Origin of the sequence: Rhodanobacter sp. B2A1Ga4 (assembly GCF_018101315.1) — a bacterium.
Lineage (GTDB): Bacteria > Pseudomonadota > Gammaproteobacteria > Xanthomonadales > Rhodanobacteraceae > Rhodanobacter > Rhodanobacter thiooxydans_A.
Genome location: NZ_JADBJR010000001.1, coordinates 1,747,104 through 1,762,544 on the forward strand (window position 1 = coordinate 1,747,104; position 15,441 = coordinate 1,762,544).

Annotated in this window: 12 protein-coding genes; 9 read left to right on the plus strand and 3 right to left on the minus strand. The window is 66.2% G+C overall.

Features of this window, described 5'->3' with window-relative positions; all coding sequences use genetic code 11:
- Positions 1 to 888: 888 nt before the first annotated feature.
- Genes IMW82_RS08190 through IMW82_RS08205 form a run of 4 tightly spaced genes read left to right on the plus strand, consistent with a single transcriptional unit; the run spans position 889 to position 4,000 of the window.
- Entirely contained in the window at positions 889 to 1,509 is a 621-nt protein-coding gene (locus tag IMW82_RS08190; protein ID WP_108470500.1) for a YceI family protein, read from the plus strand.
- Positions 1,506 to 2,087, plus strand: coding sequence for a cytochrome b (locus tag IMW82_RS08195; RefSeq protein ID WP_108470499.1), 582 nt, complete (start codon positions 1,506 to 1,508; stop codon positions 2,085 to 2,087). Before IMW82_RS08190 ends, IMW82_RS08195 begins: the two co-directional genes overlap by 4 nt.
- Positions 2,084 to 2,629, plus strand: coding sequence for a YceI family protein (locus tag IMW82_RS08200; protein WP_108470498.1), 546 nt, complete (start codon positions 2,084 to 2,086; stop codon positions 2,627 to 2,629). The genes IMW82_RS08195 and IMW82_RS08200 overlap by 4 nt, the downstream gene beginning before the upstream one ends.
- Before the next feature lie 9 nt (positions 2,630 to 2,638).
- The gene (locus IMW82_RS08205) at positions 2,639 to 4,000 is read left to right on the plus strand and encodes a GTP-binding protein (RefSeq protein ID WP_211004207.1); all 1,362 of its coding nucleotides are present in this window, start codon (positions 2,639 to 2,641) and stop codon (positions 3,998 to 4,000) included.
- Between the two features lie 121 nt (positions 4,001 to 4,121).
- Here IMW82_RS08205 and IMW82_RS08210 read toward each other — a convergent pair whose 3' ends face one another.
- Positions 4,122 to 4,352: a glutaredoxin family protein gene (locus IMW82_RS08210; protein ID WP_108470496.1), complete on the minus strand. Its 231-nt coding sequence runs from the start codon at positions 4,350 to 4,352 to the stop codon at positions 4,122 to 4,124.
- A gap of 66 nt (positions 4,353 to 4,418) precedes the next feature.
- On the opposite strand from IMW82_RS08210, the gene IMW82_RS08215 reads away from it, so the two are divergent.
- Both IMW82_RS08215 and IMW82_RS08220 read left to right on the plus strand, forming a co-directional pair.
- Complete coding sequence (locus IMW82_RS08215) at positions 4,419 to 5,801, plus strand: L-serine ammonia-lyase (RefSeq protein ID WP_211004208.1); 1,383 nt, start codon at positions 4,419 to 4,421, stop codon at positions 5,799 to 5,801.
- A 63-nt stretch (positions 5,802 to 5,864) separates the two neighbouring features.
- On the plus strand, positions 5,865 to 6,071 hold the full coding sequence (locus IMW82_RS08220) for a hypothetical protein (protein ID WP_159082151.1): 207 nt from the start codon (positions 5,865 to 5,867) through the stop codon (positions 6,069 to 6,071).
- 68 nt (positions 6,072 to 6,139) lie between these two features.
- Here the strand turns inward: IMW82_RS08220 and IMW82_RS08225 are convergent, their stop codons facing one another.
- Positions 6,140 to 6,583: a hypothetical protein gene (locus tag IMW82_RS08225; protein ID WP_108470494.1), complete on the minus strand. Its 444-nt coding sequence runs from the start codon at positions 6,581 to 6,583 to the stop codon at positions 6,140 to 6,142.
- Between the two features lie 92 nt (positions 6,584 to 6,675).
- Here IMW82_RS08225 and IMW82_RS08230 point away from each other — a divergent pair, with 92 nt between their 5' ends.
- From IMW82_RS08230 to IMW82_RS08240, 3 genes are all read left to right on the plus strand, one after another.
- Positions 6,676 to 8,751, plus strand: coding sequence for a site-specific DNA-methyltransferase (locus IMW82_RS08230; protein ID WP_345777122.1), 2,076 nt, complete (start codon positions 6,676 to 6,678; stop codon positions 8,749 to 8,751).
- Positions 8,748 to 11,690 (plus strand): DEAD/DEAH box helicase family protein, encoded by a 2,943-nt coding sequence (locus tag IMW82_RS08235; RefSeq protein ID WP_211004210.1) that lies wholly within the window; start codon positions 8,748 to 8,750, stop codon positions 11,688 to 11,690. The genes IMW82_RS08230 and IMW82_RS08235 overlap by 4 nt, the downstream gene beginning before the upstream one ends.
- Before the next feature lie 249 nt (positions 11,691 to 11,939).
- Positions 11,940 to 13,604, plus strand: a complete 1,665-nt coding sequence (locus IMW82_RS08240) for an APC family permease (protein WP_211004211.1) — start codon at positions 11,940 to 11,942, stop codon at positions 13,602 to 13,604.
- Between the two features lie 54 nt (positions 13,605 to 13,658).
- Here the strand turns inward: IMW82_RS08240 and IMW82_RS08245 are convergent, their stop codons facing one another.
- Positions 13,659 to 15,248 carry a hypothetical protein gene (locus tag IMW82_RS08245; RefSeq protein WP_211004212.1) on the minus strand — a complete coding sequence of 530 codons (1,590 nt, stop codon included), beginning with the start codon at positions 15,246 to 15,248 and terminating at the stop codon, positions 13,659 to 13,661.
- Positions 15,249 to 15,441 lie beyond the last annotated feature (193 nt).

Genomic DNA, 15,441 nt, shown 5'->3' on the forward strand with positions numbered 1-15,441 from the left:
TCGTGCGCGATGCTCCTGCTGCATTCACAGCAAAAAAGCGTCAGAGGCAAGAGCTTTCGTGCGCCTGCGGCGCCCGAGTTACTTTCTCTTTGCGTGGCCAAAGAGAAAGTAACCCAAGAGAAAGGCCACCCCGCTTACGCGCCTTGCGGGCATCCTGCCCGCAAGGTTCGCGGTCGGGCTACGGGGTTTGTCGACAGGGCATCCTGCCCTGACGACAAACTGGCCGGCATCCATGCCGGCCACCCTGCGGGCTTTTCCTCCGCCCGCCCGCCGCTGCAGAGGGGCCCCGGGTAGAGCAGCGCGCATCCTGCGCGCACTCTTCAAAAGAGCCAGATCAAAAGCCCAAACGAAGCCACAGCAAAGCGACGCTTTGCTGTGGCTTCTGCTCTTCAGCTCCATCACCGAGTGCGGGCCACGATGGCCCGCCGCTCCACCCGGGGTCCCTTGCGCGGCGGTGAGGCGGGGTCGACAGGCCGCGCAGCGGGCGTTGCCAAGGATGGCAACGCCTTTTCGCGCGGGCACGATGCCCGCTCGAAAAGCCCGGCCCCGACTCACGGACTTGTTGGGCAGGATGCCCAACAAGCGCCAAGCGGGGTGGCCTTTCTCTTTGGTTACTTTCTCTTTGGCCACGCAAAGAGAAAGTGACTCGGGCGCCGCAGGCGCACGAAAGCTCTTGCCCCTAGAGTTTTTTGCTTTGAAGGTGGCAAGAGCATCGCGCACAGGGTGCGCTCCTACAGATGTACCCGGCGAGCAAAAGCCCTGTGCTCAAAAGAGAGCAGAGGCCACGGAGTGAACCCATCGACCGTCCCCCATTGGCTCACCCACGGAAACCCATCGTTCAGCCCCCGTCGCTGGCGGCCTCGCCGCCGATCGGCGAGACTTCACCGCATGTTCCGAATGCGCCCAACCCGCTGGCTGTGGTGTCTCGCGGCAACCGTGCTGCCGCTGGCGTCGGTGCACGCCGCCGCGGACGGCTGGCGCTACGACACGGTGCATAGCCAGATCGTCTTCAGCATCAGCCACAACGGCTATTCGCGGCCGTTCGGGCGGCTGCACATCGCACGCGGCTGGCTGCGTTTCGACCCGGACAACTGGAGCACGGCGGCCACCGAACTGGACATCGACCTGGCCAGCTTGGACATGGGCGACGCCGACTGGAACAAGGCCGTGTGCAAACCGGCCCTGCTCGACTGCGCGGGCCAGCGCTACGCGCATTTCGTCAGCACCGGCGTGGAGCGCACGGACGACCGGCACGGCGTGCTGCACGGTCAGCTGACCCTGCATGGCGTCACCCGTCCGCTGGACCTGGCGTTCACCTTCAACCGCGCCGCCAGGACCATCTACGAATCGCACAAGGTGGCCGGCTTCTCGGCCACTGCCAGCCTGGACCGCAACAGCTTCGGCATCACCGCCAACGCCAACTCGATCGGCGCCAACGTCAGCGTGTGGCTGGAACTGGAAGCGATCAGTGACGAGCACGCCGTTCCATCCACCAAGGAGCAACCATGAGTCTGCGCAGCAACGACCACCAGTGGGGTTCGGTCGCCAGGTTCTTCCACTGGATCATCGCGCTGGGCATCCTCGGCAACGGCCTGTTCGGCCTGTTGATGGATCTGGCCAGCTCGCCGATGCAGAAGATCAACTGGCTGGCCCTGCACAAGTCGATCGGCCTTACCGTGCTGGCGCTGGCGCTGCTGCGCATCGCGTGGCGCTGGACCGACCGCCGCCCGGCCGAGGAACCGGCGCCGCGCTGGCAGCAACTTGCCGCGCGAGCGGCGCATGGCGCGCTGTACGTGTTGATCGTGCTGCTGCCGCTCAGCGGCTGGTGGTTCAACTCGGTCACCGGCAAGCCGCTGCAGTGGTTCAAGCTGTTCAACCTGCCGGCGCTGGTGCAGAAGAACGACACGCTGCGCGATTTTGCGCACGGCGTGCACGAGTACCTGTTCTGGTTCCTCATCCTGGTGCTGGTGGCGCATGTCGGCGGCGCGCTGAAACACCACCTGCGCGACCACGACGACACGCTGCGCCGGATGCTGCCGTTTGGCCGTCTGCGTGAGCGCCGCCCTTCCGAAGGAGACCATCGATGAAACGTCTTGCCATCCTGCTGGCGCTCGCCCTGCCCGGCGCCGCCGCGGCCACCGATTACACCGTGCAGCCGGCGACCAGCACGCTCGGCTTCAGCAACACCTTCCAGGGCGAATCGTTCGACGGCCGGTTCGGCCAGTGGACCGCCGCGATCAGCTACGACGCGGCGAACCTGGCCGCGTCGAAGTTCGACGTGGAAGTGAACCTGGCCAGCGTGAAGACCGGCGACAAGGACCGCGACGGCGCGCTGCCCGGTTCGGACTTCTTCGACGTGGCGAAATTCCCCAAGGCGCACTTCGTCACCACCGGCTTCCGCCAGAGCGGCGGCAAGGTGATCGCCGACGGCCAGCTCACCCTGCGCGGCGTGACCAAACCGGTGAGCCTCGAGGTGACGTTCAAGCCGCAAGCCAGTGGCGCCACGCTGGACGTGGCCGGCACGCTGAAGCGGCTGGACTTCGGCGTGGGCACCGGCGACTACGCCGACACCTCGGTGATCGGTGGCGAGGTGAAGGTCACGGCACATCTGCAGCTGGCGGCGAAGTAAACCTCCACGATGCCGAACGACAGCCTGTGGCAGCGCCTACGTGGACTGGTCAGCGGCGGCGGCGACCGGGCCACCACGCCACCACCGCGCGCGGACGCCGGCTCCACCCAGGTGGCCGACAGCCTGCGCGCGCTGCTGGATGACCCGAGCATCTCCGCGTCGGTACGCAGCGAGCTGGCCGCGGATTTCGGCCGCATCGAGCAGATGCTGGACAAGCTCCAGCGCGGCGAACTGCACGTGGCCGTGTTCGGCCGCGTCTCCGCGGGCAAGTCGGCGCTGGGCAATGCGCTGCTCGGCCGCGAGGCGTTCACCGTGGGCGTCCTGCACGGCACCACCACCACGGCCGACCACGCCCTGCTGGACGAGGCCCAGCACGACGGCCTGGTACTGATCGACACGCCCGGCATCAACGAGCTCGACGGCGAGGCCCGCGAAAAGCTGGCGTTCGAGGTGGCCGAGGTCAGCGATCTGGTGATCTTCGTCTGCGACGGCGACCTCACCCGCGAAGAACTCGACGCGCTGAAAAATCTCGCCGCGACCCAGCGCCCGCTGCTGCTCGCCTTGAACAAGGCGGATCGCTATGGCCGCGACGAACTGGACGGCCTGCTGGAACACCTGCGCCTGCGCGTGGCTGGGCTGGTGCGCGCCGAAGACGTGCTGGCGGTGGCGGCCCACCCGGCCCCGCAACGCGTGGTCGAGGTCGACACCCGGGGTCACGAGCACCCGCGCGAGCAGGCGCGCACGCCGGACGTCGCCACGCTGCGCGAACGCCTGCTGGCGATCGCTGCGCGCGAAGGCAAGACGCTGTCGGCGATCAACGCGGGGCTGTACGCCGGCCGGCTCACCGACCAGGTCAGCGCTCGCATCGCCGAAACCCGCAAGGCGGTGGCGGCGAAACTGATCCATCACTACTGCATCGCCAAGGGCGTCGCCGTGGCGCTGAACCCGATCCCGGTCGCCGACCTGCTGGCCGCCGCGGGGCTGGACGCGGCGATGGTGGTGCAACTGTCCCGCGTCTACGGCCTGCCGCTGACCCGCGCCGAATCCGGCCGGCTGGTGGCGGTGATTTCCGCGCAGTTGGCGGCCCTGATGGGCGCGATCTGGGGCATGCAACTGGTCGCCTCGGCGTTGAAAGGTGTCAGCGCCGGGTTATCCGTCGTGGTCACCGCCGCGGCGCAGGGCGCGCTGGGCTGGTACGCCACCGTACTGATCGGCCGCGCTGCGGAGCGCTACCTGATCGCCGGCAAATCCTGGGGCGAAGCCGGCGCCAAACGCGCCGTCGCCGACATCGTGGCCAGCCTCGACCGCGACTCGATCCTGCGCGAGGCGCGCGAGGAAATCCTGAAGCGGCTGAAGTCGCGCCGCGCCTAGCAGCTTTGCTCCTCCCCCTGCTTGCAGGGGGAGGCTGGGAGGGGGTTAGGCTTTTGACTTTGCAATCACGATCAAAAGCGAACCCCACCCCAACCCTCCCCTGCTGCGCAGGGGAGGGAGCTCAGGCTCCGAGGAACGTGCGCACCGCCGCCGCATCAAACGGCCAGTCCAGCTCGCGCCCATCGCGCGTATCGCGCAGCACCGGCACGCGGGTGCCGTAGCGCTGTTCCAGTTCGACCGAATCGTCCACCCATGCGCTGTCGAAATCCGGCGCACGCGCCTCGGCCATCACCGCCAGGGCGAGATCGCACAAGTGACAGTAATCACGCTGGTACAGGATCAGGTCGGACATGCGGCTGCGAATGGCTGGGAACGCCGCGTAGAATAACCGGTCAACCCACACCCAAGCAGCGCACCCATGGCCGTCAGCGTATTCGACCTGTTCAAGATCGGCATCGGACCTTCGTCGTCACACACGGTAGGGCCGATGCGCGCCGCCGCGCGCTTCGCCGAGCACTGGCTGGAAGAGAAGGGCGTGCTCGACCGCGTCGCCCGCGTGCGCGCCGAGCTGTACGGCTCGCTGGCGATGACCGGCCGCGGCCATGGCACCGACAAGGCCGTGCTGCTGGGCTTCGAGGGGCAGCACCCGGACACGGTCGATCCGGACCAGATCCCCGCCACGCTCGAACGCATCCGCGGCACAGGCCGCATCCGCCTGCTCGGCAAACGCGAGATCGCCTTCGACGAGAAATCCGACCTGGTCTTCAACAAGCGCCAGAAGCTGCCGTTCCACACCAACGGCATGCGCTTTTCCGCCTACGACGCCGACGGCAACGAACTGGCCACGCGCGACTATTACTCGGTCGGCGGCGGCTTCGTGGTCAACACCGACGAGGCGGCGGAAGATCGCATCGTCGCCGACACCACCGCGCAGCCCTACCCGTTCAACACCGGCGACGAGATGCTGGCGCTGTGCAAGCAGCACGGGCTGACCATCGCGCAGCTGATGATGGCGAACGAGAGCGTGTGGCGCTCCGAAGCGGAAACCCGCGCCGGCCTGCTGACCATCTGGCAGGCGATGAAGGACTGCGTCACCCGCGGCCTGCGCTCGCCCGGCACCCTGCCCGGCGGCCTGCACGTCACGCGCCGCGCGCCGGCGATGGCCGACGAGCTGCGCAACCAGCCCGAGGCGGCACTGAAGGATCCGCTGACCATTCTCGACTGGGTCAACCTGTACGCACTCGCCGTCAACGAGGAAAACGCCGCCGGCGGCCGCGTGGTCACCGCGCCCACCAACGGCGCCGCCGGCATCGTGCCTGCGGTCGGCCACTACTACCTGCGCTTCTGCCCGAAGGCGGACGACGAAGGCATCATCAACTACCTGCTCACCGCCGCGGCGATCGGCATCCTGTACAAGGAAAACGCCTCGATCTCCGGCGCCGAAGTCGGCTGCCAGGGCGAAGTCGGCGTGGCATGCTCGATGGCCGCCGGCGGCCTCACCGCCGCGCTCGGCGGCAACGTGATGCAGGTGGAGAACGCCGCCGAGATCGGCATGGAACACAACCTCGGCCTCACCTGCGACCCGATCGGCGGCCTGGTGCAGATCCCCTGCATCGAACGCAACGCGATGGGCTCGGTCAAGGCGATCAACGCCAGCCGCATGGCGCTGAAGAGCGACGGCAAGCACCGCGTCTCGCTCGACAAGGTCATCAAGACCATGCGCGACACCGGCCGCGACATGAAGGACAAGTACAAGGAAACCAGTCGCGGTGGCCTCGCGGTCAACGTCATCGAGTGCTGAAGCCTCACCCGTAGGAGCCCGCCCGCGGGCGATGCTCCACAACCGCGACGGACCGAAACAAGCATGCCTCACGAACGCTACAACCCAATTCCACTGAACATCCCGGCCACGAAGAATCGCTGGTCGAAGAATCCCGCGTTTGCCGAGACCTATAACGCGCTTGCCGACGAATTCCCTGCGCTGGGCCACTGCGCCAATGCCGTCGGTTGTGAATTGCACAGCGCACAGGCACCGAAACCCAAGGCGTCCCGCCGCAACCTCCCCCGCTGAGAAGGGCCGCCGGCCTGTTCACTGTATGGGGGTGGCCGTACGTCGCAACGCCGCCCCGCCGCGCGCAACTACCGATGACTGTTCGCTTTCGTGCCGCTGCGTGGCTTGGCTGACACCAGCCGTCTTGAAGGCGACGCCAAGGCAAGGATCACGTCGCATACGACCTTCTGCTGCGCCGCCGGCAGCTGCCGGTAGATGTCGAAGACCTTCTGGTCATCGTAGGTCGGAGCGTCTTCCTTGACCTGCCTCGCACTACGCTTCCCGCGCGCCGCGCGATCACCGAACCGCAGGAAATCCGGGCTTTCCTTCAGCCAGTCCGCCAACACGACCAACTTGTCCTGCTCGGGGATCCCCTTGCCGCTCAACCAGCGCGAAGCCGTCTGGAACACCACCGAGGTACCCGGAAAACGCAGGTTGAACTGCGTGACCAGCACCCCCGGGCGCGGCTCGTAGCCCTGCGCAATCATTGCGGCAGACAGGCGTTTCGAGAATTCGGCGCGTTCATTGCTCATCCCTTGGCAAGTTACCGACCGTCCTGCCTTCCAGTTCACGTATTGAGTTCACTATGATTAACGTATGTAGTTAATTCATGGGGAACGGCCGCGTGACCAATTCACTGCTGGAACAGCTGCCGGAGATCGTCAGGGAAGGCCGCAAGCACGCCGAGAAGATCCTGGAGAGCCTGGAAGGGCGCCACCGGGTCAGCCTGCAGACGCGCGAATGGGTGCTGCCTTCGAAGGACACCCGCGACAGCGACTGGATTGCCGCGGCGAACCGGCAGGCGCATCTGGGCGAGGAAGGCACGGCCGACTGGACCAACCGGCTGATCTACGGCGACAACCTGCTGGCTATGGCCGCGCTGCTGGCCGGCGACGAACACACGCCCAGCCTGCGCGGCAAGGTCGACCTGATCTACATCGATCCGCCGTTCGACTCCAAGGCCGACTACCGCACCAAGGTTTCGCTGCCGGGTGTCGAACTGGAGCAGCGGCCCACGGTGATCGAGCAGTTCGCGTATTCCGATACGTGGTCGGACGGTACGGCGTCGTATCTGGCGATGATCACACCGCGGTTGATTCTGATGCGGGAGTTATTGAGCGATAGCGGGTCGATCTACGTGCATCTTGATTGGCATGTGAGTCACTACGTCAAGTTGATGATGGACGAAGTATTCGGGAAGGACCGCTTTCAAAACGAAATCATCTGGGAGCGGACCAACGCCCATAACATGCCCACGAAGACCTACATCCGGGCGCAGGATGTGATTTTCTTTTACAGCAAGATGGAGTCGTTCCACTTCGCCAAGCAATTTACTGAGTACGGCGAAGCACAGTTGTCCCGATACAAGAAAGACGAAAGTGGACGGCTATTCACCGGGCGCGACCTGACGTTTTCCACCGCTAATAGAAATCGTCAATTCGAATGGCGGGGCACGCAACCACCCGCACACCGTTCATGGGGATATTCCCGGGATGATCTGGAGCGGCTCTACCAAGAAGGTCGGATTCTGCTGAAACAGGATGGAACACCTCGCCTTGATGGACTGAAGGTCTACTTGGACGAAACCAAAGGCAAGCCGCTTACAACCATCTGGAACGATCTCGGACGGATCGGCAACACATCTGCTGAACGCATCGATTACGCAACGCAAAAGCCCGAAAAACTTCTCGAACGGATCATCCAAGCGTCTTGCCCAGACAACGGCCTCGTCGCCGATTTCAACGGTGGCTCCGGCACCACCGCCGCCGTCGCCGAAAAACTTGGCCGTCGCTGGATCACCACCGACCTCGGCAAGCCGGCCTGCATGATCATGCGCAAGCGGCTGATCGACCAGGGCGCCAAGCCATTTCTGTATCAGGCGATCGGCGACTACCAGGTCGAGGCGGCGAAGAGCGCGATGGGACGCAGCTTCCGCGTCGGCGACCTGTCCGGCATCGTGCTGTCGCTGTACGGCGCGCTGCCGCTGCAGCCGGAAGACAACCCGCTGCGCAATCTTGGTGCGGTGGTCTACGGCGGCAGGAAGACCCTGGTGTTGGTGGACTCGCCGAACAAGCTCACCGGCGACGTCACCCTGCGCAAGGCGATCGCCCAGCGCGACCACCTGCTCGGCGGCTGGGACCGGGTGGTGGTGCTGGGCTGGAACTTCGAACCGTCGATCGGCCAGAGCATCACCGCGCTGAACGATGCGCGGCTGGAAGTGCTGGTGATCCCGCCCGACCTGCTCGACCGCCTGCGCAAGAAGGGCGGCATCGAGAAGCTGCGCGGCCAGGTGCGCTTCTCCAGCCTGCAATACCTCACGATCAAGCCGGTGCGGCGCACGCGCAGCGGCGAAGAAGAAACGCTGCAGGTCACGCTGGACAATTACGTGCTGCTGTCACCCGAGGCGATCAACCTCGACGACGACAACCGCAAGAAGCTGCTCAAGGTAGCGAACGCCGAGCCGCTGGCGCTGATCGAATACTGGGCGGTGGACCCGGACTACGACGGGTCGGTGTTCCGCTCGGTGTGGCAGGACTACCGCGGCAACACCGCCAACGACGACGACCCGCTGCGCGTGGTGACCAACGCCGAGTTCAGCGTGCCGCGCAAGGCCGGCGAGTGCCGGATCTGCGTGCGTGTGGTCGACGTGTTCGGCTTCGAGGCCGAAGTGGTGCAGGTGGTGGCGGAGCCGAAGGCATGAGCGTCGCCGACAACCCGCTGGCGCTGGCTTCCGCGCTCACCCGCCGCACCGAACAACTCTGCATCGGCCTGGAACAGGGCATCGCCGACATCTACGAGCTGGTGACGCCGGTGACCGCCGAGCTGTTGCGCTGGTGGTTCGGCGAGGATGCCTGCCAGTCGCGCACGTTCAATTTCCACCCCGGCCAGAAGCAGGCGATCCTCAACGTGATCGTGGCGCACGAGGTGCTGGACAGTCCGAACCTGAAGAACCTGTACGAGCAGGTCTGCGCCGAAGCACTGCTGGAAGGCACGCGGCTGGCCGACGTGGCGCAGGACAAGCACGGCCACCCGAAGTATTGCCTGAAGATGGCCACCGGCACCGGCAAGACCTGGGTGCTGCAGGCGCTGCTGGTGTGGCAGCTCTTGAACAAGACCGCAGCGCTGGACGAGGGGCGCGACGACCCGCGTTTCACCCGCCGCTTCCTGATCGTGGCGCCGGGGCTGATCGTGTACGAGCGGCTGCTGGATGCGTTCCTCGGCAAGGAGAACGAGGACAAGAGCCGCGACTTCGCCAGCTCCGACATCGCCAGCTACGCCGAGCTGTTCGCGCCGCCGGCACGGCGCGAGCGCATCGCGCAGTTCGTGCGTGGCAACGTCTGCACCAAGACCGAGATCGGATTGAAGGCTACCGGCAACGGCATGATCGCGATCACCAACTGGCACCTGCTCAGCGAGGCCGAAGAGGAGATCGAACAGGACGAGGCCGAGCGGGTCGACGCGCCCGGCATGGTCGCCGACGCTTCCCGCGTCGCCTACGACGTATTGCCACTGGTGCCCGGCCGCGCTGCCGGCAACAGTCTCGACGTGCTGGACCGGCGCTGGGCGCGCGGCAATGTGCTGAGTTACCTCGCCGACCTGCCCGAGCTGATGGTGTTCAACGACGAGGCGCACCACATCCACGAGTTGAAGAAGGAGGGCGAAACCACCGAGGTCGAGTGGCAGAAGAGCCTGTCGATCATCGCCGCGGGCAAGGGCCGCCGCTTCGTGCAGATGGATTTCTCGGCCACGCCGTACAACGACGTCGGCAGCGGCAAGAAGAAGAGCAAGAAGTACTTCCCGCACATCGTGGTGGACTTCGACCTGAAGGACGCGATGCGGCTGGGCCTGGTGAAGTCGCTGGTGCTGGACAAGCGCAAGGAACTCGGCGCTCTGCCGCTGGAGTTCACCGCCGAGCGCGATGCCGATGGCAACGTGGCGCTTTCCGAAGGCCAGCGCGTGATGCTGCGCGCCGGGCTGCAGAAGCTGCGCAAGCTGGAGGCGGATTTCGCCCGACTCGACGCCACGCGTCACCCGAAGATGCTGGTGGTGTGCGAAGACACCAAAGTATCGCCGCTGGTGGCGCAGTTCCTGCTCGACGAAGGCCTGCATGACGACGACGTGCTCACCGTCGACTCGGGCAGGAAGGCCGAACTGGGCGAGAAGGACTGGGCACCGCTGCGCCAGCGTCTGTTCAACGTGGACAGGCACGCGCAGCCGCGGGTGATTGTCAGCGTGCTGATGCTGCGCGAGGGTTTCGACGTCAACAACATCTGCGTGATCGTGCCGCTGCGTTCCAGCCAGGCGCAGATCCTGCTGGAGCAGACCATCGGCCGCGGCCTGCGGCTGATGTGGCGCGATCCGGAATATGCCGACATCAAGCGCGAGAACCGCGAGCGGATCAACCACGGCGAGGAACCGGGTTCGCTGATCGACATCCTGTCGATCGTCGAGCACCCGGCGTTCCAGAGTTTCTACGACGAGCTGATGCGCGAAGGCCTGGTCGGCGAGACCAGTGACGACGAGGGCAGCAGCACCGGCGACCTGATTCCTTCCGAGCTGCGCGAAGGCTACGAGCAGTACGACTTCGCCATCCCGTTCATCCTGCGCGAGATAGATGAGAGCGTCGAACACCTGCCGATCGAGGTCGCCAGCTTGCCGAGCTTCAGTGCGATGACCCGCGCGAAGCTGGCCGAGCTTCTTGGCAAAGGCGACACTTTCACCTCGCAGGACCTGCAGAGCAGCACCTTGTTCGGCGACTACCGCGTCGACGGTGCAGCGATGAACGTCAGCGGCTACAACGAACTGTTGTCGCGGCTGACCCGTCGCGTCAGCCAGGCATTGAACCATCCACTGCCGAAGGGCAACAGGATTTCACCGCACCTGGATCGCCCCTACCTGCAGATGAATACTGCCGCGCTCGCCACAGCGCTGGACGACTACATCCGCGAGCGGCTGTTCGGCGAAGCGTTCGAGCCGTTCGAGGACGAAGGCTGGCGACTGTTGCTGCTGCAGCCGGTGATCGAACACATCGTGCGCATCTTCGGGCTGGCGCTGGTACGCGCCGAGGAGCACACCACCATCGGCAGCACTGAAGTTCGCCACCGCCGACTGTCGGAAGTGACGAAGCTGATGGTGCGCGAAAGCGCCTCGCTGGAAGTGTCCAAGTGCATCTACGAGCGCCTGCCCTACCCCACCCGCAGCGGCGGTCTGGAACGGGCGTTCATCGAGTGGGCGCAGGCCGATGCCGGCGTGGAGGCGTTCTGCAAGATCAGCGAGAACCGGCACGACTTCGTGCGCCTGCGTTACGTCAAGGAAGACGGCATGGCGGCGCTGTACATCCCGGATTTCCTGGTGCGTACCGCCGACGCGATCTATCTGGTCGAGACCAAGGGGCAGGAGCAGGTCAGCCATCCGAACGTGCAGCGCAAGCTGAAGGCGGCGACCACTTGGTGCGAGCGGATCAACGCGCTGGAGCCGGAGCAGCGCGGCGGGCGCGTGTGGCACTACGCGCTGGTCGGCGAGTCGCTGTTCCACGACTGGCGGGAGAAAGGCGCCCGACTGGGCGAATTGCTGGCGTTCTCGCGGGCTCGCGCGGCACCGACGGCGCAGTCGCAGGGCGGCCTGGCACTGGACGACTGAGTTCACCCCCTTGTACACAGCGCGCCCCGTCACGCAGGAGCCCGCCCGCGGGCGATGCTTTCCGAATCCCGAATCCCGGCTTTCAACAGACGAACGTCTGCTCATTCCGGCCAGCAACATCGCCCGCGAGCGGGCTCCTGCCAGTGGGGTCGTGCCGGGTCGTGACTTTGGCGGGGTGACAGGGGGCGGTCAATTCTGCAACCATCGGCCCCTTTCCGGCGCGCTGCGCGTCGACACGGGAACCCTCACATGACCCAAGAACGCGCGATCCGCCGCGATGTCGGCCCGTTCGCCCTGATGCTCACCGGCCTGGGCTCGATCATCGGCTCCGGCTGGCTGTTCGGCGCGTGGCGCGCGGCGCAGATCGCCGGGCCCGGGGCAATCTGGGCGTGGGTGATCGGCGCGGCGGTGATCATGGCGATCGCGCTGACCTACGCCGAACTCGGCTCGATGTTCCCCGAATCCGGCGGCATGGTGCGCTACGGCCACTACTCGCACGGTTCGCTGGTGGGTTTCATCGCGGCGTGGGCGAACTGGATCGCGATCGTCTCGGTGATCTCGGTCGAGGCGGAAGCGTCGGCACAGTACATGTCGTCGTGGAAGTGGCAGTGGGCGAAGGACCTGTACCACCAGGCGCCCGGCGGCCACGGCGAGCTGAGCACCGCGGGGCTGATGATCGCCGCCGCGCTGGTCATCGTGTACTTCTTGTTCAATTTCTGGAGCGTGAAGCTGTTCGCGCGCTCGAACACCGCGATCACCCTGTTCAAGCTGGTGATCCCCGCGCTCACCGCGGTGCTGCTGATGATGAGCGGCTTCCACCCGGAGAATTTCAGCGTCGGCATCCACGGCGAACTGCACAAGACCGACTTCGCCTCGGTGCTCACCGCGGTGGCGATCGCCGGCATCGTGTTCAGCTTCAACGGTTTCCAGAGCCCGGTGAATCTGGCCGGCGAAGCACGCAACCCCGGCCGCAGCATCCCGTTCGCGATCGTCTGCTCGATCGCGCTGGCCACGGTGATCTACGTGCTGCTGCAGGTGTCGTTCATCGGCGCGGTGCCGCGGGAGATGCTGGCCAATGTGGGCTGGCACGGCATCAACTTCAGCTCGCCGTTCGCCGACCTGGCGATCATCCTCGGCCTGCAGTGGCTGGCCACGCTGCTGTTCATCGACGCGGTGATCAGCCCCAGCGGCACCGGCATGACTTATACCGCCACCACCGCGCGCATGCTGTACGGCATGGAGCGCAACGGCACGCTGCCGAAGATCCTCGGCCGCATCCACCCGAAGTGGGGCGTGCCGCGCCCGGCGATGTGGGTGAACCTGGTGGTATCGTTCCTGTTCCTGTTCTTCTTCCGCGGCTGGGGCACGCTGGCGGCGGTGATCTCGGTGGCCACGATCATCTCCTACCTGACCGGCCCGGTCAGCGTGATGACCCTGCGCCGCACCGCGCCGGGGCTGCACCGCCCGCTGCGCCTGGCTGGCCTGCCGCTGCTGGCTGGCATCGCCTTCGTCATGTCCACCGAATTGCTGTATTGGGCCCGCTGGCCACTGACCGGCGAGATCATCCTGCTGATGGTCGTGGCCTTGCCGATCTACTTCTACTATCAGGCGAAGAGCGGCTGGCACGACTTCGGTCGCCAGATGAAGGGCGCCTGGTGGCTGGTCGCCTACCTGCCGACGATCGCCTTCGTCTCCTGGGCCGGCAGCACCACCTTCGGCGGCAAGGGCTACCTGCCCTACGGCTGGGATCTGGTCGTGGTAGCGGCGATCGGCCTGGTGTTCTACCTGTGGGGTGTGCGCTCGGGCTGGCGCACGCCGTCGGTGGAGGCGGCCGAGCTGGAGGCGCACGCCCATCCGGACGCGCCGCTGGTACCGCCGGACGAATGGGCCGCCGAGCGCATCACCGGGCATTGAGCAGCCTGTGCCGATGCCACGGAACGCGCGGCGACGAGCCGCGCGTTTTTGTTTTCAGCGAACGGCAGCCGTGCGCCGCGCATCGCCCAGCGACAGCAGCACCAGCACGATCGCCAGCACCAGATAGGCACCGGCGAACTGCCACACCAGGCCACGCGATGCGGCATCGAGCAGCCACGGCAGGTAGATGCCGCCGGACAGCTCGACCGAATGGATCACCCAGAACAGGCTGAGCGCCCCGCCCAGCAGCAGGATCAGCGCAGCGCGCCGCGGGCGGTGGTCGATCAGGGCCACCACGAAGCTGGCCCAGACCATCGCGGTGATGATGAAGCCGTTGCCCAGCACGGTGATCACCGCCAGCTCGGAGATGCCGTGCGCGCCGTCGCTGAACAGCCGTGCGAAATGCTCGGGCGAGACGTAGGCCGGGTCGCTGAGCTTGATCGTCAGCATCCGCGCGATCGCCGGAAAGAAACTGAACACCACCGCGGCCGCGTAGCGCACCGGCGTCGCCTCGAACGCCTGCACGGTGATGCCGATCGCCACGAACACCAGGATCGGCGCCAGCACCGGCAGCGGCAGCAGCTCGACCAGGTTCGACAGATAGCCGAACACGCCACCCAGCCCGACCACGATGCCGGTGAGCAGGGTGTAGCCGCTGCGCGCGCCCATCGCCTTGTACGACGGCTGGCCGATGTACGGCGTGGTCTGCGCCACGCCGCCGCAGAAGCCGGCCGCCAGCGTGGCCAGTGCCTCCACCAGCAGGATGTCGCGGGTGGCATAGTCGTCGCCGGCGGCGCGTGCGCTCTCGGTGACGTTGATGCCGCCGACCACCATCAACAGGCCGAACGGCAGGATCAGCGGCAGGTACGGCACGACGTACGCCAGCCCGTCCACCCACTGCAGCGTCGGCCACGGCAGCGCGAAACGCCACTGCCACGCCGCCGGCGGGTGGTAGCCCGCGCCCAGCCAGCCCGACGGACCAAGCCCGTAGTACAGCAGCGCACCGACCACGAACGCCACCAGCACACCGGGCAGACCGAACGGCATCCGCGCGTGCGCGACCAGCGCGTACAGCACCACGCCGAGCCCGGCGAACCCCACCACCGGCAGCTTCAAGATTTCCACCAGCGGCAGGAAGCCCATCAGCACCAACGCGATGCCGGCGATCGAACCGAGCAGGCCGGCGCGCGGCACGTGCCGCTGCACCATCGCGCCAAAGAACGAAAGCACGAACTTCAGCACGCCCATCACCACCAGCGAGGCCATGCCCAGCTGCCAGGTGGCGATCGCTGCGGCATGTTCGTCCATGCCGCCCTGCCTGAAGCCGAGGAAGGCCGGGCCGAGCACCAGCAGCGCCATGCCGATGCTGGTTGGCGCATCCAGCCCCAGCGGCATCGCGGTGACGTCGTCGCGGCCGCTGCGCCGCGCCAGCCGGCGCGCCATCGCGGTATAGGCGAGGTTGCCCAGCAGCACGCCGAGCGCGGTGCCGGGAAACATGCGCAGGAACACGATGTCGGCCGGGAAACCGAACAGGCCGATCAGCGCCGCGGCGAGGAAGCCCATGATGGACAGGTTGTCCACCAGCAGGCCGAGAAAGCCGTTGAGGTCGCCGGGGGCGAACCAGCGGTTGGCGGGAGTGCTCATGCGCAGGACCCGCCAGTGCCGATCGCGCAGCCGCCGTGCGGGCATGCCGGCGGCGCCGGCGAACGGGAATTCATCGAGTCATCTCTCCAGCATGGGGATATCCGGACATTGGCGGCAACCGCGCGGCGACGCAATACGGGATGGTGGCGAATACCCGCGCATGGCATTGTCGAAATCGCGGCGCCCGATTCGT

Bases quoted from the DNA above. Each gene is read 5' to 3' on its own strand.
- IMW82_RS08190 (WP_108470500.1), top strand. From the start codon at position 889: ATGTTCCGAATGCGCCCAACCCGCTGGCTGTGGTGTCTCGCGGCAACC.
- IMW82_RS08195 (WP_108470499.1), top strand. From the start codon at position 1,506: ATGAGTCTGCGCAGCAACGACCACCAGTGGGGTTCGGTCGCCAGGTTC.
- IMW82_RS08200 (WP_108470498.1), top strand. From the start codon at position 2,084: ATGAAACGTCTTGCCATCCTGCTGGCGCTCGCCCTGCCCGGCGCCGCC.
- IMW82_RS08205 (WP_211004207.1), top strand. From the start codon at position 2,639: ATGCCGAACGACAGCCTGTGGCAGCGCCTACGTGGACTGGTCAGCGGC.
- IMW82_RS08210 (WP_108470496.1), bottom strand. From the start codon at position 4,352: ATGTCCGACCTGATCCTGTACCAGCGTGATTACTGTCACTTGTGCGAT.
- IMW82_RS08215 (WP_211004208.1), top strand. From the start codon at position 4,419: ATGGCCGTCAGCGTATTCGACCTGTTCAAGATCGGCATCGGACCTTCG.
- IMW82_RS08220 (WP_159082151.1), top strand. From the start codon at position 5,865: ATGCCTCACGAACGCTACAACCCAATTCCACTGAACATCCCGGCCACG.
- IMW82_RS08225 (WP_108470494.1), bottom strand. From the start codon at position 6,583: ATGAGCAATGAACGCGCCGAATTCTCGAAACGCCTGTCTGCCGCAATG.
- IMW82_RS08235 (WP_211004210.1), top strand. From the start codon at position 8,748: ATGAGCGTCGCCGACAACCCGCTGGCGCTGGCTTCCGCGCTCACCCGC.
- IMW82_RS08240 (WP_211004211.1), top strand. From the start codon at position 11,940: ATGACCCAAGAACGCGCGATCCGCCGCGATGTCGGCCCGTTCGCCCTG.
- IMW82_RS08245 (WP_211004212.1), bottom strand. From the start codon at position 15,248: ATGAGCACTCCCGCCAACCGCTGGTTCGCCCCCGGCGACCTCAACGGC.